This is a genomic window from Bacillus sp. ISL-78 (assembly GCF_018613455.1).
GTDB classification, from domain to species: Bacteria; Bacillota; Bacilli; order Bacillales; family DSM-1321; genus Peribacillus; species Peribacillus frigoritolerans.
Window position 1 is genome coordinate 196,354 of record NZ_JAGGQC010000026.1, and the last position, 25,492, is coordinate 221,845.

Annotated in this window: 22 protein-coding genes and 1 pseudogene; 17 read left to right on the plus strand and 6 right to left on the minus strand. The window is 37.2% G+C overall.

All coding sequences use genetic code 11. The annotated features are described in order from the left end of the window. Positions 1 to 47: 47 nt before the first annotated feature. Positions 48 to 1,175: a 2-methylaconitate cis-trans isomerase PrpF family protein gene (locus J7I96_RS21850; protein ID WP_214923750.1), complete on the minus strand. Its 1,128-nt coding sequence runs from the start codon at positions 1,173 to 1,175 to the stop codon at positions 48 to 50. Positions 1,176 to 1,324: 149 nt separating this feature from the next. Between J7I96_RS21850 and J7I96_RS21855 the strand changes: the two genes are divergently transcribed. Together J7I96_RS21855 and J7I96_RS21860 are read left to right on the plus strand one after the other, a co-directional pair. Further along, a complete protein-coding gene (locus J7I96_RS21855; RefSeq protein ID WP_214923752.1) occupies positions 1,325 to 2,188 on the plus strand; it encodes a LysR family transcriptional regulator in 864 nt (287 codons plus the stop codon). A 253-nt stretch (positions 2,189 to 2,441) separates the two neighbouring features. Beyond that, positions 2,442 to 3,752, plus strand: a complete 1,311-nt coding sequence (locus J7I96_RS21860; RefSeq protein WP_214923809.1) for a CitMHS family transporter — start codon at positions 2,442 to 2,444, stop codon at positions 3,750 to 3,752. A gap of 93 nt (positions 3,753 to 3,845) precedes the next feature. Here the strand turns inward: J7I96_RS21860 and yyaC are convergent, their stop codons facing one another. Continuing rightward, positions 3,846 to 4,379 (minus strand): spore protease YyaC, encoded by a 534-nt coding sequence (gene yyaC / locus J7I96_RS21865; RefSeq protein WP_098186968.1) that lies wholly within the window; start codon positions 4,377 to 4,379, stop codon positions 3,846 to 3,848. A gap of 514 nt (positions 4,380 to 4,893) precedes the next feature. Here yyaC and gloA2 point away from each other — a divergent pair. Continuing rightward, positions 4,894 to 5,267, plus strand: a pseudogene (gene gloA2 / locus J7I96_RS21870) (SMU1112c/YaeR family gloxylase I-like metalloprotein). Between the two features lie 315 nt (positions 5,268 to 5,582). On the opposite strand, the gene J7I96_RS21875 reads toward gloA2, so the two are convergent. Beyond that, on the minus strand, positions 5,583 to 6,800 hold the full coding sequence (locus tag J7I96_RS21875; RefSeq protein WP_214773875.1) for a cytochrome P450: 1,218 nt from the start codon (positions 6,798 to 6,800) through the stop codon (positions 5,583 to 5,585). A gap of 846 nt (positions 6,801 to 7,646) precedes the next feature. On the opposite strand from J7I96_RS21875, the gene J7I96_RS21880 reads away from it, so the two are divergent. The 4 genes from J7I96_RS21880 (at position 7,647) to J7I96_RS21895 (ending at position 11,990) form a co-directional block, all read left to right on the plus strand. Beyond that, on the plus strand, positions 7,647 to 8,708 hold the full coding sequence (locus J7I96_RS21880; protein ID WP_214773874.1) for an ABC transporter substrate-binding protein: 1,062 nt from the start codon (positions 7,647 to 7,649) through the stop codon (positions 8,706 to 8,708). Positions 8,709 to 8,736: 28 nt separating this feature from the next. After that, complete coding sequence (locus J7I96_RS21885) at positions 8,737 to 9,552, plus strand: ABC transporter ATP-binding protein (RefSeq protein WP_214923754.1); 816 nt, start codon at positions 8,737 to 8,739, stop codon at positions 9,550 to 9,552. 21 nt (positions 9,553 to 9,573) lie between these two features. Continuing rightward, on the plus strand, positions 9,574 to 10,398 hold the full coding sequence (locus tag J7I96_RS21890; protein ID WP_034313037.1) for an ABC transporter permease: 825 nt from the start codon (positions 9,574 to 9,576) through the stop codon (positions 10,396 to 10,398). Positions 10,399 to 11,093: 695 nt separating this feature from the next. Further along, positions 11,094 to 11,990 carry a DMT family transporter gene (locus tag J7I96_RS21895; RefSeq protein WP_214923755.1) on the plus strand — a complete coding sequence of 299 codons (897 nt, stop codon included), beginning with the start codon at positions 11,094 to 11,096 and terminating at the stop codon, positions 11,988 to 11,990. Between the two features lie 154 nt (positions 11,991 to 12,144). Here J7I96_RS21895 and J7I96_RS21900 read toward each other — a convergent pair whose 3' ends face one another. After that, positions 12,145 to 13,935, minus strand: a complete 1,791-nt coding sequence (locus J7I96_RS21900; protein ID WP_214923757.1) for a laminin G domain-containing metallophosphoesterase family protein — start codon at positions 13,933 to 13,935, stop codon at positions 12,145 to 12,147. A gap of 433 nt (positions 13,936 to 14,368) precedes the next feature. On the opposite strand from J7I96_RS21900, the gene J7I96_RS21905 reads away from it, so the two are divergent. After that, positions 14,369 to 15,118: a class I SAM-dependent methyltransferase gene (locus tag J7I96_RS21905; protein ID WP_214923759.1), complete on the plus strand. Its 750-nt coding sequence runs from the start codon at positions 14,369 to 14,371 to the stop codon at positions 15,116 to 15,118. Positions 15,119 to 15,265: 147 nt separating this feature from the next. Next, entirely contained in the window at positions 15,266 to 15,823 is a 558-nt protein-coding gene (locus tag J7I96_RS21910; RefSeq protein ID WP_214923761.1) for a GNAT family N-acetyltransferase, read from the plus strand. 536 nt (positions 15,824 to 16,359) lie between these two features. Here J7I96_RS21910 and J7I96_RS21915 read toward each other — a convergent pair. After that, complete coding sequence (locus tag J7I96_RS21915; protein ID WP_214923764.1) at positions 16,360 to 16,686, minus strand: antibiotic biosynthesis monooxygenase family protein; 327 nt, start codon at positions 16,684 to 16,686, stop codon at positions 16,360 to 16,362. Positions 16,687 to 16,961: 275 nt separating this feature from the next. On the opposite strand from J7I96_RS21915, the gene J7I96_RS21920 reads away from it, so the two are divergent. The 8 genes from J7I96_RS21920 (at position 16,962) to J7I96_RS21955 (ending at position 24,997) form a co-directional block, all read left to right on the plus strand. Further along, positions 16,962 to 17,666 carry an aminoglycoside 6-adenylyltransferase gene (locus J7I96_RS21920; RefSeq protein WP_251029219.1) on the plus strand — a complete coding sequence of 235 codons (705 nt, stop codon included), beginning with the start codon at positions 16,962 to 16,964 and terminating at the stop codon, positions 17,664 to 17,666. Positions 17,667 to 17,810: 144 nt separating this feature from the next. Then, positions 17,811 to 18,362, plus strand: coding sequence for a dihydrofolate reductase family protein (locus J7I96_RS21925; RefSeq protein WP_214923766.1), 552 nt, complete (start codon positions 17,811 to 17,813; stop codon positions 18,360 to 18,362). A gap of 160 nt (positions 18,363 to 18,522) precedes the next feature. After that, positions 18,523 to 19,488 carry an alpha/beta fold hydrolase gene (locus J7I96_RS21930; RefSeq protein ID WP_214923768.1) on the plus strand — a complete coding sequence of 322 codons (966 nt, stop codon included), beginning with the start codon at positions 18,523 to 18,525 and terminating at the stop codon, positions 19,486 to 19,488. 18 nt (positions 19,489 to 19,506) lie between these two features. Beyond that, on the plus strand, positions 19,507 to 20,178 hold the full coding sequence (locus J7I96_RS21935; protein WP_214923770.1) for a response regulator transcription factor: 672 nt from the start codon (positions 19,507 to 19,509) through the stop codon (positions 20,176 to 20,178). After that, positions 20,175 to 21,203 (plus strand): sensor histidine kinase, encoded by a 1,029-nt coding sequence (locus tag J7I96_RS21940; protein ID WP_214923772.1) that lies wholly within the window; start codon positions 20,175 to 20,177, stop codon positions 21,201 to 21,203. Before J7I96_RS21935 ends, J7I96_RS21940 begins: the two co-directional genes overlap by 4 nt. Positions 21,204 to 21,380: 177 nt before the next feature. Further along, positions 21,381 to 22,250, plus strand: coding sequence for a cation diffusion facilitator family transporter (locus J7I96_RS21945; RefSeq protein ID WP_214773864.1), 870 nt, complete (start codon positions 21,381 to 21,383; stop codon positions 22,248 to 22,250). A 455-nt stretch (positions 22,251 to 22,705) separates the two neighbouring features. Continuing rightward, positions 22,706 to 24,334, plus strand: coding sequence for a ribosomal protection-like ABC-F family protein (abc-f, locus tag J7I96_RS21950; protein WP_214773863.1), 1,629 nt, complete (start codon positions 22,706 to 22,708; stop codon positions 24,332 to 24,334). Between the two features lie 240 nt (positions 24,335 to 24,574). Continuing rightward, positions 24,575 to 24,997, plus strand: a complete 423-nt coding sequence (locus tag J7I96_RS21955; protein WP_214773862.1) for a VOC family protein — start codon at positions 24,575 to 24,577, stop codon at positions 24,995 to 24,997. 71 nt (positions 24,998 to 25,068) lie between these two features. Here the strand turns inward: J7I96_RS21955 and J7I96_RS21960 are convergent, their stop codons facing one another. After that, entirely contained in the window at positions 25,069 to 25,341 is a 273-nt protein-coding gene (locus J7I96_RS21960) for a ribbon-helix-helix domain-containing protein (protein WP_214923774.1), read from the minus strand. Positions 25,342 to 25,492: the final 151 nt, after the last annotated feature.

A 25,492-nucleotide genomic window follows, 5' to 3' on the forward strand; every position in this document is an offset into this window, starting at 1 on the left:
CAAGTGATAGATAATTTTTTTTGCTGTAATTTGCAAATCAATTCAAATCAAGCTAATTGATAGGAAAGCTCGTAATTTTTTTTCGTGTACACATATCCCTCTAATATGATTCTCGCTGTACGTACCACTTTAATAGCGCGTATGTGTCCTGCCAAAAAATCAACTTTTGTTTCCATGATCCCTGCCGGGTGGGCTAATCGAAAAATTTCCTGTTTAATGTTCACCATCTCAGATAAAACCGTTTCCTGTAAGTAAGCCCCTGCTGTTGCACAGATGGCCCCTGTAATAGCAAGCGCTTGATGGGGCTTTTGCATCGACATCATTCGGATCATCAAATCCATCTCTGACGCTTTTCTTTCCGATCCATTTAGATCTACGTAATCCATAGGAGGAGCAATTAGGGTCATTTTAGGAACAGCAGGAGATTTGACAGTTGCTGATTTCTTATCGGAAAATTGACACATTTCAGCTGCAATCGACCGGATTTCTTCTAGCTCATTTAATTTTTCCTGTGAATAATCAGTGGGCAATTCGCTTCCGTTTAGACCAATATCCTGTGCACTTACAAAAACAAGTGGATTGGCAACATCAATGATTGAAACTTGAATAAGCCGATCCTTCGTTTTAATCATGTCAATTGGATTTCCTGTAGGGAATAGTTTTCCTGTAACTGCTCCTTCAGCACGAGTAAAAGAAAGATAGATTGGTGATCCTTTACCAGGCACGCCTGGAATTGAGCAGCTGCCTTCTTTTTTCACTTGTCCATTTTCAACCTCAACTTCTGCAATAATCAGTTTTTGTGTATTGGTGTTAAAAATTTTCACCGTTGTAACAGGTTCTTGTATAGGGACTAATCCTTGCTCAATTGCGTAAGGTCCTACAGCAGATGAAATATTCCCACAATTTCCTTTAAAATCAACCATTTGATTATCGATGCTGATCTGCGCAAATGTATATTCCACATCGAATTCCGGTGATTCTGATTTTTTGATGATCGCTGCTTTACTTGTCAATGAATTCGCTCCTCCAAGACCATCGATCTGTCTCCGATCCGGACTGCCCATCACGTCAAGTAAGAAATCTTCCCAGAGTGAGCGATTCGAAGGCATATGTTCAAAGTTAAGGAACACACCTTTACTTGTCCCGCCGCGCATTACAACTACAGGTACTTTCATTGTATAACCACCTTTTCTCAAATCAATATTTATAGCACTACCGGTTCCTTTGAAAATATAGTATGATAAGTTCATTCATAAGTAAAATACATATTTTTTAAGTAAAAATGATAAAAAAACTTATAATCCAAAAATCGGGAGATGGTTAAGTGGACGAAAAAGATTGGATTGCGATAAGGGTACTATATGAAGAAAAAAACATTAGCCGTGCCGCAGAGCGTTTATATATATCGCAGCCGGCGCTAACGTACCGGCTAAAAAATTTAGAAAAAGAATTTAGCACAAACCTATTTTTCAAAATAAAAGGAGGCATTGAGTTCACTTCAGAAGGGATACATTTAGCGGGCTATGCGGAAGAAATGGTGAAAAAGTTGCAAAAAACGAAAGATTATATGCTGAATATGAAAAATGAGGTAAGAGGAACGTTAAGGCTTGGCGTTTCCAGCAACTTTGCCCAATATAAACTACCAGAAATATTGAAAAAGTTTTCAACACAATATCCTTATGTACAATTTAATGTGAATACAGGGTGGAGTACTGAAATCATGCATCTTCTGGATTCCTCTAGTGTTCAATTAGGCATACTGCGTGGAAATTATGAATGGTATGGAATCAAATCATTACTGCATAAAGAAAGACTTTGTTTAATTTCTAAGAAAGAGATAGACTTGGATAATTTGCCGGAACTTCCATTCATAAATTATAAGACCGACAGTTCTTTAAAAAACTTAATAAATGGCTGGTGGCATGATAGATTCCCGGAGCCACCATTTGTAACTATGGAAACGGATCGGCAGGAGACGTGCAAGGAGATGGTCAAAAATGATCTTGGTGTTTCCATTCTGCCGGAAATATGCCTGCAGCCTTCAGATAATTTGCATACATACGGGTTATCCTACAAAAATGGGAAGCCGGTATTAAGAAATACATGGTTAATGTATAACCAGGATTCATTAAAACTCTCTACTGTGAAAAACTTTATTGATTTCTTGAATAAAAATTCCAATCTTTAACGAAAAAGCACTATGAAATCATTGAAAATTTCATAGTGCTTTTTTGGATTTCTTAATTTAATACAAAATGGATTATAAGTTTTTTTTTCGAAAAAGTAAAAAAAATATGTATTTCACTTATTTGATGATATGAACTATTCTAAAAATAGAAAATAAAGCAACTGGGAACCAGAAGATATTATATAATATTTTTTAACTATTCAAACTTTTTCATTTGGTTTGTAAGCGGTTTCTTTAATGGGAGGGAATTCATATTCTTACGTTACTTGGAATTTCAATGGTCGTTGTCTTCACTTATTTAATCATGTCTAAACGGTTATCACCTGTTAATTCTCTAGTGGTCATTCCAATTATCTTTGCATTAATTGGCGGATTTGGTCCAGAGCTCGGAGATATGATGCTCGATGGAATAAAGGTTGTCGCACCTTCAGCCGCTTTGCTATTGTTCGCTATTTTGTATTTCGGAGTTCTGATTGACGCTGGATTATTTGATCCACTCATTAAAACCATGTTGAAAATCGTAAAAGGGGATCCGGTAAAAATAGCGTTAGGTACAGCAGTAATCGCAATGACCGTTGCCTTAGATGGTGATGGTACCACGACTCATATGATTACGATTTCCGCTATGCTGCCTCTTTACTTACGCCTTGGTATGAATCCACTTATTCTTGCCACTATTTCTTTGCTGGCTGTAAGTATTATGAGTGGCATGACTCCTTGGGGAGGGCCTGCAACAAGAGCAATAGCATCTCTAGGTCTGGATGCAAATGAATTCTTTGTTCCGATTATCCCAACACTATTCGCAGGTATTGCAGCTATTCTTTTTACCGCTTACGTACTTGGGAAAAAAGAGCGCAAAAGGCTTGGTGTTGTTCATATCAAAGCTGCACCTGAAATGAAAGGAGCTCTGGCTGAAGCAGCGGTAGCTTCCGCCATACAAGACGATTTAAAGCGCCCTAAATTAATATGGGTCAATCTTTCGTTGACGCTCACGGTTATGGTCATTCTTGTAATGGGCTTAGTGCCGGTACCTGTGTTGTTTCTAATCGGATTTGTGCTTGCTTCAATCATTAATTACCCTAATCTAGAACAGCAAAAAGAGCGAATCGTGTCACATGCAGGAAATGCTATTACCGTCGTCACACTAGTATTTGCGGCTGGTATTTTCACAGGGATCTTTTCCGGAACGAAAATGGTAGATGCCATTGCAAATTCATTAGTGGCCATCATTCCGGATTCTTTAGGCTCTTTTTTACCGATGGTCGTTGCGTTCACCAGCATGCCATTTACGTTCGTTTTATCCAATGATGCTTACTACTTTGGTGTTTTGCCAATTCTTGCCGAAGCAGGAGAAGCTTATGGGGTGAGTCCTTTAGAAATTGCCAGAGCTTCCGTACTGGGCCAGCCTGTACATTTCTTAAGTCCACTCGTGGCATCGACTCTTTTACTGGTAGGGATGGTAAAAACAGATATCGGGGAACTACAGCGGTATGCATTTAAATGGGCTCTAATTTGTTCATTAGTCCTTATCATTGTTGCTATCTTGACAGGGGCTATTATTTAAGTACAATGTTATCTAATAAATTCTTCGAACTTAAACAAAGTAGGGCTGTGCCAAAACCAATTATTATTAGTGGTTTTGGCACAGCCCATTCTTTTATTTAATTCCAGAAGTTTCGCCGCTAGCTTGAGTAATTATTTTTACGATTGTTTTCGCAAGGTTCATAACCGTGTATAGACGAGTATCATTTAAAAATTGCATCGTTGGCAGCGGATCTATATAATTGACCATTCCTGTAATATGATAATCTCCAACTTCCGGCAATACTTTTTTTAAAGCTTTCCCAGGGACAAGAGGTCCATCCTTCAAAAAAACATAACCGACCTGGTTTTGATTCCCTAAACAAGCATCCACACTAAAAATAAGAGGCTTTTTGAATTGTTTTTTTATTTTTTTCAATGTGTCTTTTAAATTAAATGCATGAACGGGATTTTCCAAAGTACCGTAAACACGATAAGGCACCGTATGTTCTTTAAGCATTGTCCCGACTAAAGGGCCTAATGAATCCCCAACTGATCGGTCTGAACCAATGCACAGAAAGATTACATCTTCATTTTGACATCCAGAAGATTGAATAATCTCTTTGACTTTTAATGCTAAGCAGTTTATTTCTTCGCCTTTTGTTTCCACAGAACAAATTGCTCCTCTTCTTGTAAATTAGACTCATCTTAATTCCCCTGTGTCCTATTATACGAACAAAAAGGATATCATGCATGTAAATATAAGCATATGCTAGAGAATGATAGTTAACACTCTGAAAAATGGCAGTAATTCAAAACATCCCCTTTAATTTATTTGGCGAGGAAGTGGGAGTTGGTTTACAACTAGAAAACGTAACGACTTTATTTTAAACTACAACCAAGTACACCAATATACAAAGTTAATTAACATAATCAGCGTTCTAGGAATCTATATTATTGATCTAGAGAGTAGGAGGGGAAGGCTCCTTTTTTATTATACGTTTTTTTAGATTAACTTATATTATACGCCCTTTGTATAGACCTATATCCAGGTGAAAGGAAAATGGATGTACCAGTATGGTGCAGTATATTCCGAAGGAAGCAGTGAAAACTAAGTTTTTATTAATGGATAACTTTGTTAAAATGATTTTTAAAACTAACCAATGCTCTTAGGGAGGTAAGAAATGAAGGTAAAAAAAATACATCATGTAGCAATAATTTGTTCCGATTATGAAAAATTAGGGTGTGATATCGTGAAGGAGACATATCGGTCAGATAGGCAGTCGTATAAATTGGATTTAATGGTCGGAGGGGGAATTTAGCTTGAATTGTTCTCATTTCCTGATAGACCAAATCGTCCAGTTATCCTGAAGCAAGAGGGCTTAGACATCTTGCTTTTGAAGTGGAAGATATTAATCGAGCGATTGAAGATTTAGAAAAAGAAAACATTCCAGTCGAACCTATCCGTGTTGATGAGTTAACAGGAAAAAGGTTTACCTTTTTTTGTGATCTGGATGATTTACCTCTTGAAATATATGGAAAGTATTATTTGCAGTAGGGTTATGTATATTTTGATAAGAAAAGTCTTTCATGAAGGTGCCCTAAAACAAAGAAGTACTCAAAACAAAAATGGAACTCATTTTGTGATTTCCATTTTTGTTTCTGTAATTTTTATGTCATAAATTCCGAATTATATATTAAGTTTTTATCAACCTAGTACATTTTAATTTTTAATAATTGGATAAATGTAGGATTTAATATCTTCTGAGACAAATGCTTTACGAATAATCAATTTTAAGAGGTCTTAATTTAATATACTCCCTTTTTCATTACCTAATCTATGTTCGTTTATATTCTTAGGCAGCAAGGCTCATTATCTTGTGAATTTTAAAGGAAGTCTTTTCACTCCAAAAACGAACGGACTTGGAATCGCCTCCAGCTCAGTTCCTTGTACACCTTCCAATTTTGCAAATGTACTTAATAGTGTCACGAGAGCTACTTCTGCTTCTAGACGTGCAAGCGGGGCACCTAAACAAAAATGAATGCCAAACCCGAAACTCAAATGAGGATTTAATTTCCTTTCTAATGTGAACCGATTAGGTTCTTCAAACTTTTGTTCATCCCGGTTTGCCGAAGCGACCCAGCAAATTACTTGTTCCCCCTTTTGGATTGTTTTGCCCCCAACTTTGACTTGTTCCTTTGCAACACGGCCAATTGCCTGTATTGGAGGATAAAAGCGTAGTGTTTCTTCTACCAATTTTGGTATTAAAGGAAGATTTGTCCTAGCTTGTTCTTGAATGATTTTATCTTCTGTCATATAGCGTACGGCATTTGTAATCAAATTAGTTGTTGTTTCATTTCCCGCAACTAATAATAAAACACAGAAAGATAGTACCTCTTCTTCTGTTAATTTTTCCCCATCAATTTTTGCTGCTAATAATAGCGAAATTAAATCTTCTTCAGGATTAACTTTTCTCTCTAAAATTATTTTTTTGAAATATTCTCTAAGAAACTCACTTCCTTCCTTACGTTTCTGTGCCATTATTTGAAAGGCTTCATTTGAATTATCTTTGGCGCCTGCCACGAGAACATCAGAATAGGTTTTAAAAAGATCCCGATCCTTGGCAGGGACCCCCAATAATTCGGCAATTATTATGACAGGCAACGGACCAGCAAGGTTATGAACGAGGTCCATAGTCCCCTTCTCATTTACTTGATCGAGCAGGTAAAGTGTCACCTCTTCAATTTTATTTTTTAAATCTTTCACTGCTTTAGGAGTGAATGCCTTGTTCACTAAATTTCTCATTTTTGTGTGTCTAGGAGGGTCCATTGTCAAAATGCTTCCTTGAAGAGTTCCAGACCCTCGTTCCGAAGAAAACAGTTTTGGATTTTTTAGAATATAATGAACGTCCTCATATCGAAACACATCCCAGCAGCTTCGAGACTCGTCGTACCTTACAGGAGTATTTTGTCGTAAACTATTAAAGATTGGAAAAGGAAATAATTGATCTGCGTTCGAAGCAATTTCGCTCATGGGGATGAGATTTGCATACTGCTCCACTGTGCTTGTTGATTTACGTTCTTGTGTCATGGTTTCATCTCTCCTTTTATTGTGACTAATATTCTTACATAAACTAGTCATGAACCGGTTCATTAACTAAGATAACAAACTCATAATTTGGTTTCAATTGACATAAATTGAGATATTTTTCAATGAGAAGAAAGTAATGACTCGGTTTATTTGATTCACACTATTGAAAAACTCTTTTGAATTCATAGTTTCTCGTTTAAGGTCATACCGGTACCCCAAGTGGTCGGAGGGGAGTATCAGCTGGAATTGTTCTCTCTTCCTTATAGCCCCAATTGTCCAACTTATCCCATGGTGCAAGAGGGCCTAAGCATCTTGCCTTTGAAATGGATGATATAATCAAGCGATTTAGGAAATTAGTATAGAGGATGACTGAATGGAAATTACAAGATATAAAAGGATCTTATGATATAATCATTAGCCTTGGCAGTTGGTGTGGACCTTCCCTTAATTTAATTTCCCCTTGATTGAGTTGTATCTAATTCACTCCCGGATGTAAGCAGAATATTGAAGAACAGATTTGTCGGATTTATGGATCTTAACAATATGAAGCAGGTAGATGGCATCGCTTCTTATCTTGATGATGCAACAGAGTTATTTTTACAGAAGCAGAAAATTGTATCTCAAGAGTTAAAGAGCACTCATGATTTTAAATGAGTGTTTTTTTTGTACAGTAATCTGCCTAATTATCTAAATTTTCAAAAAAATATAATTGACCCAATCGGGACAGCTGATTTAGAATTGATATGTATATGAAATTTTGTTTTGTATATAAAACTTAATTAGAGGAGGAATATAGTTAGTTAGTGAATGAAGTGTAAAAAATATTTGATTTAGGGGGTAAGGAATATGTTTAAGAATAATATGGCGTTCGTTCTGCTTTGTTTGGTGTTAGTAGTATCTGCATGCGGTACAAGTGACGAAACAACTAAAGAAAACAAAGGGAATTCGGGAGGAAAAGCGGTTAAGCTTACTTTTACGGAACCGGCACGGTTATTGTCAGTAGCCCCATTGTATGTAGCCATTGAGCAAGGATTTTTTGAAAAAGAAGGAATTGAAGCTGAGATTGTATCTGGTGGTGGAGGAGCACAAGTCATCGCTTCTGTATTATCAGGTGAAGCTCAGTTTGCAGTCTCAGGTCCTCGAAGTATGTTTACTCCTCTTGACAAAGGTGAAGATTTATTGGCAATTCAATCTTTAAATTCGGCGCTAACCTATCAAATTACTCTCTCTAAACAATATCAAAAGAAAAAGAATGTTTCTAAAGACTCATCGTTTGAAGATAGAGTGGCTTCATTGAACGGCGCAACTATCGGTACAAACCTTGTCGGTGATTCTGGAGACGTATACACACGCTATTTAATGCAAAAGCATGGTGTTGACCCCGATACGCTTAAAACCGTCAAATTGGCTGGAGATGGATCGAAGATTGGCGGTATGCAGGAGGGGATTGTTGACGGTGGTATAGCATCGCCTCCAATGGGTTTACAGGCGGAAAGTAAAGATGTTGGCGAGATTGTAATTAATACAAGTGAAGAGCCAATGTATGGGAATATGGTCTGGGAAGCCGTTTTTGCTAAAAAGGAATATTTAGAAAAAAATCAGGAAACATCTTTGAAAGTAGTTCGGGCAATAGGGAAAGGTATGGAATTCACACGTAATAATCCAAGAGAGGCAGCCGAATCAATCGAATCTTATTTTGATGGAATTGATGTTGATATCCTAGAGGAATCACTAATCGGATTGAAAAACACTTTTAAAGGCTATGGAGAAATGAATCAAGAAGCTTGGGATAATGCCCAGGATCCATTAGTTGAATTTGGCAAGATATCAGGCGTTTCTACTAAACAGGATACAACTGAAGATGTTATTTGGACAAATAGTTATATAGAAAAGGCTTTTAAAAAATAATTAGAATGGAAAGGAGATGATAGGTAAGATGGAAAATGCACAACTGGAAAACTATAAATTATCTACTCGTTTTTTAGACGTTACTTACGTAAATAACAAAACTGGTGCAGAAGTGATGGCCCTGCAGAATATAAATTTAAACATTAAAGATGGTGAATTTATATGTATTGTTGGGCCGAGCGGCTGTGGAAAAACCACTTTTTTAAATACTGTAGTTGGATTGCTAAAGCCAAGTAAGGGAGAAATTCTATTAGATCAGCAAAAAATTGATGGTCCCGGCAAGGACAGGGCAATGGTTTTTCAAAACCCGAGTCTTTTACCTTGGAGAACTGTTTTGGAAAATGTTCTTTATGGAGTTGAACTGTTAAAGCAAATAACCGCAGAGAAAAAGAAAGAGGCCAAAGAATTTATTGAAATGGTCGGTTTAAAAGGTTATGAAAATCATTATCCACATGAATTGTCAGGGGGGATGCAGCAACGGGTAAACTTGGCTCGGGCATTAACGGTAAACCCATCATTAATATTATTGGATGAACCATTTTCGGCATTGGACGCACAAACTAGGGAATTTATGCAAGGTGAGTTACTTAGAATATGGGATGAGACAAAAAAGACAAGTCTTTTCATTACACACCAAATTGATGAAGCGGTATTTTTAGCTGATAGAGTTTTTGTTTTTGGGGCAAGACCAGGACGTGTAGTGGAGGTTGTTGATGTTGATATACCTAGACCAAGAGATCTCCATGTGAAACGCAGCCCGGAATTTTTAGAGTTTGTAGATCATATTTGGTCCATTATTGAACAGGAGTCTTCTAAACAAGGTTTCGATAATAAAGAGAAATAATTAATGTGAAAGGAGAACATTATGACGAAGGGTACGATAGAACTTACACAATCAAAGCAAAAGATAAAAAAGGCGAAGAAAATGAAAAAAGAAAAAAAGTCATTTTTTATCAGTGTTGCTTCTGTTTTACTATTCCTGTTGCTTTGGGAAACTGCCTCTCAAAATGAATGGATAAATCCATTGTTCATAAGCTCACCAATTGAAATTGCACAAGCGGCAGTTTTAATGGTCCAAGAAGTTTCCTTTTGGGAAAATATGAAGGTAAGTGGTTACGAATTTGTTTCAGGCTTTGTTTTAGCCATACTTATTGGAATCCCAATAGGTGTGTTATCAGGTTGGAACTCTACCTTTAATGCAGTGGTTAACCCTTTCATTTCAGGACTATATGTAACTCCTAAAGTCGCCCTATTACCAGTGATCATCATCGCATTCGGAATAGGACCAGCATCCAAAATAGTTATCGTATTTTTGATGGCCTTCTTTCCAATAGTGATGAGCGCTCAAAAGGCTATGTTAACATTAGATCAAAACTTAATAAAAGCAGCCAGGACATTTAGTGCAAGTGAATTTCAAATTTTTAAAACCATTGCATTGCCTTCGACTGTACCATTCCTTTTAAACGGTATTCGCTTAGGTATAGGTCAAGGATTAATTGCAGTGGTTGTAGGTGAATTATTCGCTTCGACAGCTGGTATCGGATACCAATTGACAAGCAATGGTCAAAATCTACAAACAGATCGCATGTTTGTTGGCGTGTTGGTCATAACGATTACGGGAATCATTCTTACTTCATTATTAGGCATTATTGAAAGACGTTTTTCATCTTGGAAACCAGAAAATAGTTAATCAAAAATTAATTATGCAGACTGTAGCCAAACTCAATGAAAATCAAGTTTGTCTGCGGTTTGAACGTTGATTTCCATTCCAGGCACTCGCTTTCCGCGGGCGGTCCGGGAGCCTCCTCGGCGCTCTTTGCGCCTGTGGGGTCTCCCTTGGCCTCGCTTCTCCCGCAGGAGTCTCGTACCTTCCATTCCAATCAACTAAACTGTATCCAAACTCAATGAAAATCGAGTTTGGATACAGTTTTTTTATTAAAAAACGTTCCAGTCGATTTCAGAAATCCGCTCCCTTTCCGCCGACTGCCTGCCAAGCCTCCTCGACGCAAGCGTCTGCGGTGTCTCGGCTAGCCAGTAATTCGGCAGGAGTGTCGCATATTTCTTAAATCAATAAGGATTTCAGTGAAAAAACATTAAGGGTAATCTTGTCTTGTTGAAAAATTCAGCAGTTTTTATGGTTGTACATTTTGAACGTTGCCTCCAGGCACCCCCTTTTCCCATGCGGTCCGCCCTTCGGAGCCTTTGTGTCTGCAAAGTCTCGCCTGGACACGCTTTTCCCGCAAGAGTCTCGCACACCCGCTCCAATCAACTTTGTTTTAACTTTTATTTTACTGTGATACTTCACAGCGCGATAGAAAATTTATTGAAGTTCTCACGTATCCATGATACCTTCAGTTTATAGGGAATGGTTGGGAGGAATAGGTTTTGAACACAAAGGCATTTTTATTGGCATCTATTACAGTTATTATTTGGGGCTCTACATTCGCTGCTATTCGTGCAAGCTTGCATGGCGGATATTCAGCCGGTCATTTGGTACTTGTTCGTTATCTTATAGCATCAGGGGTTTTTATCCTTTACGCTCTCTGGCCTGGGGTGAAATTTCGACTCCCGAAAAAAGAGGATTTGTTGAGGATTTCGATTCTTGCATTTATTGGCATTAGTATTTACCATATCGGGGTGACATTCGGAGAACAAACGGTTTCGGCGGGTACGGCAGGAATGCTGATCGGTTCGGCACCTGTCTTCATCGCGATCATTGCTGCGTTCGTTTTAAAAGAACGCCTCGGACTATACGGATGGATTGGTTTAGGAATTGGATTCACAGGGATCACCTTAATAACATTAGGTACCGCAGGACCTTCCCTGAATATTTCTGAAGGAGCTTTTTTAGTATTGATGTCAGCTATTGCTTCTGCGGTGTTTTTTGTTTTCCAAAAGCCACTGTTTAGCCGTTATAATCCGATTGAATTGACAGCATACTTCACATGGATTGGTACAATACCCTTTTTTATATTTTTTCCTGGGCTATTTCAAGAAATTCAACATGCAACTTTGGAAGGTCATTTATCTGCGATTTTTGTTGGTATTTTCCCTGCGGCCATCGGTTATGTAACTTGGGCAATCGCTTTATCATTAGGAAAAGCCAGTTCCGTTTCTAGTTTGTTGTACATAGAACCTGTAATTGCCATTTTCGTCGCTTGGGTTTGGCTTCAGGAAGTACCTAGTACCCTTTCAGTCATTGGCGGCAATATTGCGATATTGGGGGTCCTTGTCGTTAATGGTTTCGGAAAGTATAAATCAGTGGTGAAAAAAGCAGCATGAAATAGAAAAAAAGCAGCATCCCGGATCATCACGAATGGACGTCTATCCGTCCTGGACGACCCAACATAGGAGGGCAGCCCCATTAAAGGAATTCACCCAGGTTGATGAGGTTAATCAAATACACCTGGGGAATTGGATTATTCCGCCCTGTTCATTACCTGAAATTAAATCTATGTTTAAAGTCCCAATTCAATTTAAATGAATTATTTTCACCTGTTAAAAATTTATAATCAATATAGGACTTTTCTTTCCTAGTCATTCCATCGACATATGGGGAATAAGTACGGAATAATAATACATTTTTCTTTTCATCAAATTCTACAAGTCTTAGCCAGCCATTTCCCCCTCGATAATTCGTTTGGTAATTGACCAGCATTTGAATGACATCATTTCCTGCTGAGTTTTGTTTTACCCGATGCGCTATCCCATAAAAATGTCCATTAACCGTCATGAACACTTGATTATGGTTCTTTACTAGTTCATTCCATATCAGCCGGCCATTGGACGAATCGGCGGCAATGGTTTTATCATCTTTAACTTTCGGAAAAATAATATCATGAGAGACGAGGATTGTCGGTTTATCTTTATGCCGTTCCAGAACTTTTTTTGACCATTCCAAGTCCTTATGGAGGTTTTTCATATCCACGATTAAAACTAAGTATTCATAACTCCCTGCCTTAGCGATTGCATATGAGCTATACCCAGAGGGAGCTGACCCCTTATAGTATTTTTTATTCATAAAACGCTGTGGCCCATAATGTGTTAAAAAAGGATCTCCGGCAGCATAGTCATGATTCCCAGCCGCCATCATATATGGAATTTCCTTTTTATCCAAAAGGGAAATGGCTCTGAGTGAATTCTGCCATTGTTTTTCTGAATCACTATCGACAATGTCCCCAACAAATGTATTCATGATAATATTGTTCTTCTTGGTGTTATTGGATATCCAGTTCATTTGGCTATTGAAAATCTCAGGATTTTGGCTTGAATATTTCTGGGTATCTGGAATAAAGAGGAAATTATAATTCTTCTTATTTGTTAGAATGGGGAAGGACTTGTTTGATCCTTCAAATGGTTCATCATCACGAGCATCCTGTACTAGCCATTCTTTTTCAGTTAATGCCTTATTGGCAATTCGTATTTCCTGGATATTCCCTGCGAAAAGCGCATCCAACTTATTTCCCCACTCTGTTGCACCGATATTCCAGCCTTTACCTTTTAATGCTGCAATACCTATGACCCTTTCTGATTCTCCATAATCACTAACGCCATTTAAAGTTAGAGTCGTCGTGCTACCATCATTAACGACTGCCAAATGGTACCATTCACCAGCATTTAAAGATCGAGACCAATTGCTTACATTATAGTTTAAATTAGATGGATGGCTTGTCCAGTGCAATTTTTGATCACTGGATATAGATAAAGCAGAAAGGATTTTTTTCTCGCCTTCCATTTTATTAAGATCTGCCGCCTGTCCTTGTCTTGAAAAAAGCCCCATGTCACTTTTGGGTTTCATTGGCATCTTAAATACCGCTTCAATGGTAAACCCCCTATCGAAATTCTCCAAATTGATAGGTGCATCCTTTTTGGTTTTAAAATATCTTCCTGCAGGGGCGTTTTCGTAATTGGCGAATTTCAAGCTATTAACTTTATCTTGAGCATAATAATCTTCTTTAGACCATCTCAACATATTTTTTAATTCGGGAGATGCAGGGTCTCCTTTCGTCACTAACTCTAAATCATTACCTTGTTTGGTTGTATCTTCAATAATTAAATTACCTTTATCGATTGAACCGCTTTTAACATGTTGTTTTGTGAATTTCCAATTTGCAACGATACTGCTCCGATCATCAGCAACGGAATTTAAAGAATCGGCTGACTTGGCAATACCAGGAACAATCATACATAAGAGTGAGAGACCTATAAATGCTTTTTTCATTCTCATAAAATATTCACCCCTTTAAATTAGACTAAGCAAATTAAGAATAATGGTTAAACATGTATTCTTTTCTTACTACCTGGGTAATTTTTGAGGAATAAGCCTAGGTAGGGGAGATTCCGTATAAGCTGCAATAAGGTATAGTTTGCTTATCTTCTCGATAACTTATTAAGGATGAGTAAAAAAGACTTATTACTAAAAAAGACAATAGGAGATAAGGCCTAATGCCTACGATTTGAAATCAAGGATAACAACTAATTTGAAGTATTTTGTTCTTTAGATGGGAGGGTAGGAAGACAAGCAATGTGTTAGTATTAGGACAGTGATCCATCAAGATAGTGAGGTGAAAAAAATGGTGAGAAGGAGATAGGTAGCCTCCTGTAATAGATGTGGTATTAATCTTAGGAGGCTATCTTGAATTATAGGAGATGTATGAGTTATGAAACAAAACAAATATGATGATGCAAATTTCTATTCTGCGTATGAGCAAATGCCGCGATCAGTCAAAGGGCTCGAAGCTGCCGGAGAATGGCATGTATTAAAAGAGCTAATGCCAAATCTGCGTAATAAAACGGTACTTGATTTGGGCTGCGGTTTTGGCTGGCATTGCCGATTTGCCCGAGAGCAACAGGCAAGTTCCGTCATTGGTGTGGATATTTCCGACAATATGCTTCAAAGAGCACGTGAAAAAACGGATGACCCTTGTATTTCTTATATGAAAATGCCGATTGAAGATATCGATTTTCCCGGCTCTGAATTTGATGTGGTTATCAGTTCATTGGCTTTTCATTACATTGAGTCATATGAGGTAATCTGCAAAAAGGTCCATGATTGTTTAAAGCCTGGAGGCACTTTTGTTTTCTCGGTTGAACATCCAATCTTTACTTCTCGCAACGAACAAGCTTGGTATGACGATGATCACGGCAATCATCTGCATTGGCCAGTTGACAACTATCAGTACGAAGGTGTGAGAGAAACAACCTTCTTAACCGAAAACGTAGTAAAGTATCATCGAACGATTTCAACATATATGAATGACTTGATTGGTGCTGGTTTCAGCATAAAGGCAGTAAAGGAACCGATGCCTTCTGATGACATGTTAAAAAGTGTTCCTGAAATGAAAGATGAAAATCGAAGGCCCATGTTTTTAATGATCTCAGCAGTAAAGGAACCGAAAATAATGAAGTAAACGAAAAAAGGCGTTTCTACGAAAGTAGGGACGCCTTTTTATTTACCATCATAATTTTCTAAGCAATTAAGCGTTGATTATCGACTTTAATTAGGCAATGATTAAATAGTTAAATATGGAAATGGGAGTTTGGAGGAGGGAAATTGAATGGAGAAGGTATTTCCGGTCATTGAAACCAAACGATTGATATTAAGGGAAGTGACACTGGAAGATGCGGGTGACATGTTCAAATATCTATCTGATACAGATGTGGTGAAGCCAATGGGGTTAGACCCATTCGAGACAGTAAATGATGTATGGGATGAAATTAAGTGGTATGAATCCATATTCGAAAAAGGTTCGGGAATTAGATGGGGAATTACATTAAAAGATTCCGGTAAGGTTATAGGAAGTTGTGGTTTTCTGAATGTGGTAACCAAACACCATCGTGCTGAAATTGGATATGAATTAAGTAAAGACCATTGGGGAAAAGGCATTGCGAGTGAAACATTGGAAGCCGTTGTTATGTATGGTTATCGCCACTTTCACCTGGAAAGGATTGAAGCTTTAATTGAACCTGATAATCACCCATCCCAAAAACTAGTGGAAAAACAAGGATTTAGAAGAGAAGGACTTCTTAGGCATTATGAATATACCCGTGGCAAATTCGATGATTTATACATGTACTCACTCATAAAAGAAGATCTTAACGGCATTTCCTTTTAATTAATTCATTGTGAAGATCATTTAAGAAGCGTCCCTGTTTGTCGACAAAAAGTGGATTTCGGAATGCACTCATCGCGAAGCCCTTTTACGATTTTACTGCGGGGATGGTTACCAATTGGGGTTTTAGAGGTCTCATGCTGAAGACAACTCAATGGAAAACTAGAACTAAAATTTATGAATTTCACCCATAAAAAAAACACTTTCACTTTTTAAGGGTTTGTAAATTTGAACGTTGATTTCCATTCCAGGCACTCGCTTTCCGCGGGCGGTCCGGGAGCCTCCTCGGCGCTCTTTGCGCCTGTGGGGTCTCCCTTGGCCTCGCTTTTCCCGCAGGAGTCTCGTACCCTTCCATTCCAATCAACTAGAGTTATTTTACAATTTAGGCTGTTCATCCCAAACCATGTTTAAAACTAGTTTCCATTATGGGTTTTTACTGTTTTATGAAACACTTATTAGATTAATGATATTTACCCTTACTCCTGGAGAGTAACTGGCAGATACCAAAGTCACTTGCGGTTAGAACGTTTTTAAAACTATTATTTGCTTGTATAATCTTTTTCAACCTTACAAATTCGGGTAGTGTATGACGAGTACCAATCTTTCATACCTTTTTCTTGTGCCTTTTTGTGAGCGGCATTTTCCTTCCAAAGCTTTATGGCATCCAAGGACTTCCAATAGGATACGGTAATTCCTAACCCGTTTTGATCTCTCACGCTTTCGATTCCTAAATAACCATCTTGTTGAGCGGCAAGTTCATCCATGAATTCAGCGGTTGAATTATAGCTTGCGGCATCCTTATCGCTTCTTTGGGAAGTGAAAATGCAAGCGTAATAGGGCGGTTCGGGGGTATTTGCAAAAAACATGAAATGACGCCTCCTTTTAACTTAATATTCAAAATAATATCATATCGGAAAATGTATGGATAGATGCCTGGTAAAGCGGGTACTCAGCAAAGAAAACAATGCGGTGAGAAGCAGTATATATATGAAACGGGATACTGCTAAAGGGATTTTATTCTAATTAACGAATATATATTACTTTGACGGCTTTACAAAAAAAGGAGATGGTCTTGTGTGCGGGATTCGTTAGCAAACATATAGAAAGAGATGCATATTTACCGAAACAACGCGATATTATTTTGGAAAAAGCATTAAAAGATTTAACGGCAGATCCTGATGTTTTGGCTATTTACATAGCTGGTTCATTAGCAAAAGGAAACGATGATCACTACTCCGATATAGATTTGCACACCATTGTAATTCCAAAACGTAAAGCAGAATTTTTAAAGGGAAAAAGGGATCGAGCCAATAATTGGGGAGATGTTTCATTTCACGAAGACTGCAATCCTCATTCACCGTATGTCGTCACCCATTATAATACCTTTGTGAAAGTGGATAGCTGGTATCATGCACCTGATGAAATTGTTCCCTCCATCTGGTTAAAAGAGGTAGAAGTAATCTATGATCCTATTAATATTATCAGTCCTGTTATTAAGGAATCGGCAAAGAAAGTGTATAAACCTACACCCGATGAAGTTGAGCATTGGAGAGGAAAGCTGCTTGCTTTTGTCCATGAAACCTACAGGGCCGTTATGAGAAGAGAAATGTTATATGCACTGTCCAATCTTGATAGGATACGTTGGCTGATTGTGTCTGGTTGGTATATGGAAATGGAAGAGCATATGGATGTCCCCTATGGAGCATGGACAAAAATCGAGGGCAGTAGAAGTAAATTAGCTGGAAAGCAATTATCCCTGTTGGAAAGTTGGGATTGTGGCCGTAATTCAAATGAAATTATTAAGATGCTGAGACGTATGATCCCGGAATTCCTCAGACTAAATTAATGTTTATGTACTCAATTGGGTGTCGAAACAAATGAAGACCATATCAAAAGAATAATTGATATGGCTATCTGATACCTTTTACAATCGGTTATGGCATACTCTTTGTTCGCGTAAAATATGTAATCAATTTTGGAGGGATGCTAAGTGGCAGAATTGGTATATCATGTAGCAGTTTCACTGGATAATTTCATTGCCGACCAAGCAATGTTGGAAGGGGATATCAATCATTCTTTTTTCTTATTTGAAGGAGAGCATGTCCCGGACTTTTTATCCGATATTCAGCATTATGAAGCTGTGTTGATGGGTAGTAAAACATATGAATTTGGATTTCAATTCGGAGCCAAACCGGGTGAACCAGGTTATAAGGGTTTGAAACATTATATATTTTCGAACTCCCTTCAGTTTGAATCGAATGAGGAGGTAGAACTTATCGATAGTGACGCCGTTGCGTTTATTGAAAACCTCAAGCGGCAAAGTGACGGAAAGCTATGGCTTTGCGGGGGCGGAGAGTTGGCTGGAACGTTATTGAAACATAAACTCATTGATCAATTGGTGCTAAAAGTGAATCCAGTCATAATCGGAGAAGGCATCCCTCTTTTCGGCAGTCTTAAGCCAAGTCTAAAATTGGATTTAGTTGAAATGAAACAATATCCAAACGGAGTGCTTAAACCCACATATAATATTATTTATGCGTAGGAATATGGTAGTTAGGGCTGCTTTGGCGCGGCCTTTTCCTAATGAAATTCATTGGACATTGAAAGTTAAACTTTTCTTAGTGAAAATATACAAAGAAAATTTATTAGAAATTTATTTTTAACATATATCCTTTCAGTATAACTTGAAAGGAGTTTTCTATATGAGAAAAATAGTAAAAGTATCAAAGAATATATTTTTTACCTTCTTTGCTATCATCTTATTTGTAACGATAGCTGTTTTTATTTACCATAATTATCAAAAGGGAAAGGAATCATCATTAATTAGTGAAGGAACACCCGTTGATTTTAATGAAAAAGAAATTAATGTATATACGGAAGGCAGCGGTGAGGATACATACGTTTTTATGTCCGGTTCCGGAATTGCTGCTCCTGTTTATGAATTGAAAGGATTATATAGTAAGTTTGCAAAAGAAAATAAGATTGCAGTCATTGAAAGAGCTGGATATGGATACAGTGATGTTTTTCATGATGATAGGGATATCGATACAATATTGGAACAAAGCAGGAAATCGTTAATGGAAAGTGGAAATAAACCTCCTTATATTTTGGTTCCACACTCGATATCAGGTATTGAGGCTATTTACTGGGCACAAAAATACCCTAGTGAAGTAAAGGGAATTATTGCTTTGGATATTGGTTTACCGCACCAATATGTGACTCATAAAATGGGCATGATTGATTCATTGACAGTAAGAGGAGTGAATCTTTTAACGAAAATGGGTTTGCACCGTCTTGTACCTTCTGCTGTTTATAATCCCGAAGTGATCCGGCAATCATTTTTGACTGACCATGAGAAGGAAATGTATAAAACACTATCTTATAAACAGTTTTTTAATGATGATATGGAGCAAGAACTTTTACAGAGTTACAATAATGGTGAAAAATCAGTTAACTTGCCAATACCAAAAGATACACCCATTTTATTTTTAGATGCGATAGCCGATGAAAATGAAAATTCAAAATATACAAAACAAAAAAACGAAGATTATGAGGTTTTTGCAGAAAAACTAATAAAAGCGGATGTAATAAAACTGAAAGGGACGCACAGCATTTATTTATACGCGCCCGATGAAATATATGATCTTTCCATGGAATTTATCAAATGAATAAAGAAAGGCTATGTGATGAAAAGATATAATATTTTAATTGTTGAAGATGATTGGATGATTGGTGATTTACTGAAAAAAATTTTGCAACGCGAAGAATACAATGTACGTTGGGTGAAAGAAGGAAAAGATATTATAGATATCATCCATGATATCGATTTAGTCATTATGGACGTTATGCTGCCAGGAGATGATGGCTATCAAATTACAAAGAAACTAAAAAGTCTAGGATTGAATATTCCAGTCATTTTTCTATCTGCCCGAAATGATATGGATAGCAAACTTCAAGGTTTGAAAATTGGTGAGGATTATATGACTAAGCCTTTTGATCCCAGGGAGCTATTACTAAGAATGGAGAAGTTGCTGGAAAATCAATATGGTACTTTCGCACAAATCAAACATTTATATATTGATGCCGAACATAAGAAGGTATTCAATAATGACTTGCATAATGAAGTGGTTTTTACTGCGATAGAGCGTAAAATTTTTTTCTATTTATATGAAAATAGGGATCGGATTTTAACGAAAGAACATTTCTTTGAATATTTATGGCAGCTCGAAGATAGGAATCAAAATATCATGAATGTACATATAAAAAAAGTTAGAACTAAAATCAATGATAACACAGGTGAAATCATCCAAAATATATATGGAGAAGGGTATAGATTGAATACCTATATAAAGAAATGAAGTTAAAGAAAAAATACCAGCTATTGTTATTTATTGCCGTTATAAGCGTGCCATTTATATTGCTGATGATCAGTATCCTTATGTCACTAATTTATGATATGGCCTTTAAATCCAATAATAGTGACATTCCTTTTCATGAATCTTTTGCATATCCTACAATGCTGGGAGTATTCATTTTATCACTATTATTGTTAGCCTTCTTATTTTCCAAATCTATTAACTCGCTATTGAATAAAATAAATATATTGAATGAAACCATCAGGAATTTAGCTAGTGATGAGGAGATTCCGAATAAGTTAGAGGTTAATAGCAAAGATGAAATTGGGGAATTAACTGAATCGGTGAACTTACTAATTGAAAGAACGACCTATCGGGAATTGGAACTAAAGCAACAAGAGGAAATGAAAAAGGAACTCTTGAATAAATTAAGGCATGACATCAATACACCTTTAACAGCAGTAAGATTACAATTATTTTATTTAGAAGGCCAATATACGGAACAAGCTCCACTATTACAATCACTATATCAACAAATAAATTATATTTCCGAATTAACAAATGAATATAATATTCAATCCACAGATACGCTCGATAATTCCTATATCTTGAATGATAAAGTGAATATGCATGCTTTATTAGAAATGATGGTTAAAAAATGGGGCTATTTGTATAACATGCATGGTATTGAATTAATATATCATCCTTTAATTGGAGAGTTGGAATGGATGAGTAATGACTTGTGGCTGCAAAGGTTATTCGATAACGTCTTCCAAAATGTCTTAAACCATTCGAAGGCTGATAAACTTGTGATAACCATTGAAAATAATGTGGTCAGTATCAAGGATAATGGAATTGGTTTTGATATCGAAAGTAAAAGTAAGGGACTTGGCTTAAAAATAATTGAGGATATAGCTAAGACACTACATATAAAATATAATTTGGAATCCAATGAAAGCGGAACTTTATTTAGTTTTACAGTCGAAAATGCATATGAATCTCATTTGAATGAAGTTATTTTGCGGTGATGACATCTGGGGATTTTAATCAGGGACTCATCAATATCATTCTTTTCAGACAGTTTGCCTTATGCAACATAGTTATCTATCACTTACTTATATAAAGAGATACAAAAAGGTTGCTATAGACCCACCCATTTTTAAGTTGATATTATATTCAGGTACTTAATTGTGGGGGGAAGTTGAATGGAAGAACAAAAATATAATGACCTCAAATTAGGCGAACGTGGTGCAATCATCAGTATTATTGCTTATATTTGTCTATCAATCATGAAGCTGGCTATCGGATACATAAGCGACTCAGCGGCTTTAAAAGCGGATGGGTTGAACAACACGACTGATATTATCGCGTCAATTGCCGTACTGATCGGTTTAAGGCTAGCTCAAAGACCCCCCGATAAAGATCATGGTTATGGTCATTGGAAGAGTGAAACGATTGCATCAATGGTAGCTTCATTCATCATGTTTGCTGTTGGTGTACAAGTATTGATAGATGCTGTTGCTTCCATGCTTAAAGGTGGAAAGGAATCACCTGACATTATTGCCGGGTATGTAGGTGTTTTATCAGCAATAGCCATGTATTTTGTATACCGATATAATAAAAAGCTTGCTATGAAAATTAACAGTAAAGCCGTTATGGCAGCTTCGAAAGATAATATTTCCGATGCTTGGGTAAGTATAGGAACAGCTATAGGGATTTTCGGCTCCCAATTAAACATGCCTTGGCTTGATCCCCTTACTGCCATCATTGTTGGATTATTAATATGCAAAACAGCCTGGGACATATTCAGTCAAGCCTCGCATGAACTTTCTGACGGTTTTGATGAAAATAAAATTCATCTATATAAGGATGTAATTACAAATGTGGATGGAGTCAAGGGGATAAAAGAAATTAAAGGAAGAAATTACGGGAACAATGAAGTGATTGATGTTGTGATCCTTGTCAATTCCACCTTGGATATTAAAGAAGCACATGATATAGCGACTCATGTAGAAAAAGTGATGATGAAAGAACATGGAGTGTATGATGTTCATGTCCATGTAGAGCCCAATTAACCCTCTCTTTCATTATGAATGAACAAAAAAGGTATAAATCTGCTTTACAAACATATGAATAATATGCAATCATTGATTCATTACATTGGAAGGAAAAGGTACCTTATAAAATGAAGCAGTAATCTTATCAAATAAACAGTAAATCTTGAATCAATTTCAATGGGTGTAATCGGTTAGATATGTTCAATGCAAATAAGCCGTCACTTTGTTTGCTTACCGAATTTATCGGTAAGTAAAGTGAATTCATTTTTTCATTTGAACAAGAATCTTTTTAGATACCCATGTGAGATTTTTAATGATTATGTTTAGAGATGGGATTCGTCTGTTCGTTTATAGGTACTAATTCATATACAACTACTTTTTCTGATATCCAATCAGATGAGGTATATTTGGTTTATGTATATTAATTTAGTAACAGGCGATCTCTCTCTAGAAAAATGGAGGGGGATTTTTTTATGTTATTTTTAAAAGCGAATGATTTAAAGAAAAGCTACGGAAGCCGTGAAGTTCTTTCTGTTGATACACTTCATCTTTACAGTCATGACCGTGTTGGTTTGGTTGGCAGGAATGGAGAGGGTAAAACGACCCTGCTTTCTATACTAGCGGGAGTGAGGGAACCCGATTCCGGTCATATCGAGAGCTATGGAACAGTCAGCTATATCCCGCAGATGGAAGAAACTGAACAAGAAATAAGCGGGGTATTAACGAGCATATGGAAACTGCCCGATGAGAATCAAGAAATCATAAGCGGCGGTGAACGAACCCGAAGAAAAATCGCCGCAGCCCTTTCTTCCAATGCGGATGTATTGATAGCGGATGAACCTACCAGCCATTTGGATATATCCGGAATTGAACAATTGGAAAAGGATTTAAAATCTTTTAATGGCGCTATTTTGCTTACTTCACATGATAAAGCATTCTTGAATCATCTATGTACAACAATATGGGAAGTTGAGCAAGGCAAGGTAACGGTATATGAAGGGAATTACGAAGCGTATATAGAACAAAAGCAGGCAAAAACAAAAAATGAAAATAAGCAATATGAAGAGTATACCCGCGAAAAGAACCGGTTGAAACAGGCTGCACAAAACCTCCAAGCCAAATCCGATTCAATTAGGAAAGCCCCTAAACGAATGGGTAATTCAGAAGCAAGGCTGCATAAACGGAGCTCTGGGAAACAGAAGGCGAAATTGAACCGTTCTGCTGAAGCGATCGAAACTCGAATCGAAAAATTAGCAAAAAAAGAAAAACCGAGGGAAGATCCCCCCATCATCTTTGATATTTCAGAATTTCCATCTTTGCATAGCAAAAGGGTCATTCGATTTAATGGCTGTTCCCTGAAAGTCGGGTCACGGGTGCTGAAACAACATATTTTCGGAGATGTCCCCTTAGCTTGCAGACTCGCGATCAATGGTCAAAATGGTTCAGGAAAAACGACATTATTGAAAAAGATAGTGGAAAGGCACCCAGATTTATATGTCGCGATGCCAGCAAAGATTGGATTTTTTGCCCAACAACAAGAAAATTTAAATGAAAATAAAACGGTTCTCGAAAATATATTGGAGGACAGTCCCTACAATCAAGCCTTTATTCGTACACTATTATCACGATTAGCTTTTAAAGGAAATGACGTTCACAAACAAGTATCACTTTTAAGCGGTGGGGAAAAAGTCAGGGCTTCCCTAGCCAAAGTTTTTTTGGGAAACTATAATGTACTGGTTTTGGATGAACCTACAAATTACCTGGATATTCATACTAAAGAGGCTTTAACCGAAGTGTTAAAAGCATATCCAGGAACGATCGTTTTTGTGACTCATGATCGTTCATTGATCCAATCGCTTGCAACACATTCACTTTCATTTGAAAATGAACCTTCGAGAGTAATTGCCATCAATCAGGAAGCAACTAAAACGGCAACAAGCAAGGATGATCATCAAGATAAACAGGCTGAACTTCTTATGATTGAAGTGCAAATGGTCGAGACACTTGGGAAACTGTCCAGTGTTGTGAAGGAAGAGGAAAAAGCGGAATTGGATAGGGTATATCTCCAACTCTTGAACCAGAAAAAAGAGCTTGAAGGATAATTGCAATCCATTAAAGGCCCTTCTCTCGAGAGGGGCCTTTTCTTGGATTAAGAGCGGTTAAAGTGGAGAGATATTTTACACTTTAAAATACCAATAAGTTGATTAGTGAAAAATAATGAAAAAAAAGATGGGTGATGTTAAAATTAACCAACTTGATGGGGAGGGACTTTTCTTGTTGGCATTCAATTAGATAAAATAAATGAAATTTAGAAGGAGAAAGTAAGTAAGAGGGGGACAATCATGAAACCGCGTATTACTGTCATTACATTAGGTGTGGATGATTTGGAAAAATCGCTGCAATTTTATCGGGAGGGCCTGGGATTTCAAACAGAAGGAATAGTGGGCAAAGAATTTGAGCAAGGAGCCGTTGCCTTTTTCGACATGCAAGAAGGCCTGAAGCTTGCCATATGGAATCGAAAGGATATAGCTCATGAGGCCAAGGTTCCTTTGTCTCCGGCAAGTCCTTCTGAATTTACCCTTGGTCACAATGTAGGAAGTAAAGAAGAAGTGAATATTGTGCTGGAAAAAGCCAAAAATGCTGGGGCGATCATAGCCGACCCGGCACATGACACTTTCTGGGGAGGATACTCTGCACACTTTCAAGACCCTGATGGACACCTTTGGGAAGTCGTTTGGAATCCGCAGTGGGACTTGAACGAATAATGTATGCCTGCGTTGGCAGGTCATCAAGGAGAAGAAAGCGAATGGGTAATAATTTGAAACAAGTATTTTACCTAGGGGTTATGTGCTTGTTTTTTATTGATGAACTCTCTGCTTTTTGCAATCAATTCATTATTCTTTTCAATCGCTTCGTTATTACTGTATTTCACCTGATTAACGGTATCATTATCTTCCATGTATTCAAGCAGCAAGTCCACCGCTTTATCCATCAGTCTTTCGATGGGGATGCCTCTTTCTTCAGCCAAATTAGTGAGTCTATTAGTCAAATATGGATTGAGGGTAATGTTTATTGGTTTTCTCGTTTCAGAATTGATAGGCCGTTCCACCTTCAGTCTTTTAATCTATCATATACCTTTCATTGAGGTTAAACAAATATAGTGTTAGGAAAAGTGTTTGCCTGTGGTTCATTTTGGCTCCTCAATTTGGAATTGAAAAGTGATATCAATAAAGAAAGCAGGAAATTGACAGTGATCAATT

Excerpts from the sequence above, each read along its gene's own strand:
- J7I96_RS21850 (WP_214923750.1), bottom strand. The coding sequence starts at position 1,175 with ATGAAAGTACCTGTAGTTGTAATGCGCGGCGGGACAAGTAAAGGTGTG.
- J7I96_RS21875 (WP_214773875.1), bottom strand. The coding sequence starts at position 6,800 with ATGACACAAGAACGTAAATCAACAAGCACAGTGGAGCAGTATGCAAAT.
- J7I96_RS21880 (WP_214773874.1), top strand. The coding sequence starts at position 7,647 with ATGTTTAAGAATAATATGGCGTTCGTTCTGCTTTGTTTGGTGTTAGTA.
- J7I96_RS21885 (WP_214923754.1), top strand. The coding sequence starts at position 8,737 with ATGGAAAATGCACAACTGGAAAACTATAAATTATCTACTCGTTTTTTA.
- J7I96_RS21890 (WP_034313037.1), top strand. The coding sequence starts at position 9,574 with ATGACGAAGGGTACGATAGAACTTACACAATCAAAGCAAAAGATAAAA.
- J7I96_RS21900 (WP_214923757.1), bottom strand. The coding sequence starts at position 13,935 with ATGAGAATGAAAAAAGCATTTATAGGTCTCTCACTCTTATGTATGATT.
- J7I96_RS21905 (WP_214923759.1), top strand. The coding sequence starts at position 14,369 with ATGAAACAAAACAAATATGATGATGCAAATTTCTATTCTGCGTATGAG.
- J7I96_RS21910 (WP_214923761.1), top strand. The coding sequence starts at position 15,266 with ATGGAGAAGGTATTTCCGGTCATTGAAACCAAACGATTGATATTAAGG.
- J7I96_RS21915 (WP_214923764.1), bottom strand. The coding sequence starts at position 16,686 with ATGTTTTTTGCAAATACCCCCGAACCGCCCTATTACGCTTGCATTTTC.
- J7I96_RS21930 (WP_214923768.1), top strand. The coding sequence starts at position 18,523 with ATGAGAAAAATAGTAAAAGTATCAAAGAATATATTTTTTACCTTCTTT.
- J7I96_RS21935 (WP_214923770.1), top strand. The coding sequence starts at position 19,507 with ATGAAAAGATATAATATTTTAATTGTTGAAGATGATTGGATGATTGGT.
- J7I96_RS21940 (WP_214923772.1), top strand. The coding sequence starts at position 20,175 with ATGAAGTTAAAGAAAAAATACCAGCTATTGTTATTTATTGCCGTTATA.
- J7I96_RS21945 (WP_214773864.1), top strand. The coding sequence starts at position 21,381 with ATGGAAGAACAAAAATATAATGACCTCAAATTAGGCGAACGTGGTGCA.
- abc-f (WP_214773863.1), top strand. The coding sequence starts at position 22,706 with ATGTTATTTTTAAAAGCGAATGATTTAAAGAAAAGCTACGGAAGCCGT.
- J7I96_RS21955 (WP_214773862.1), top strand. The coding sequence starts at position 24,575 with ATGAAACCGCGTATTACTGTCATTACATTAGGTGTGGATGATTTGGAA.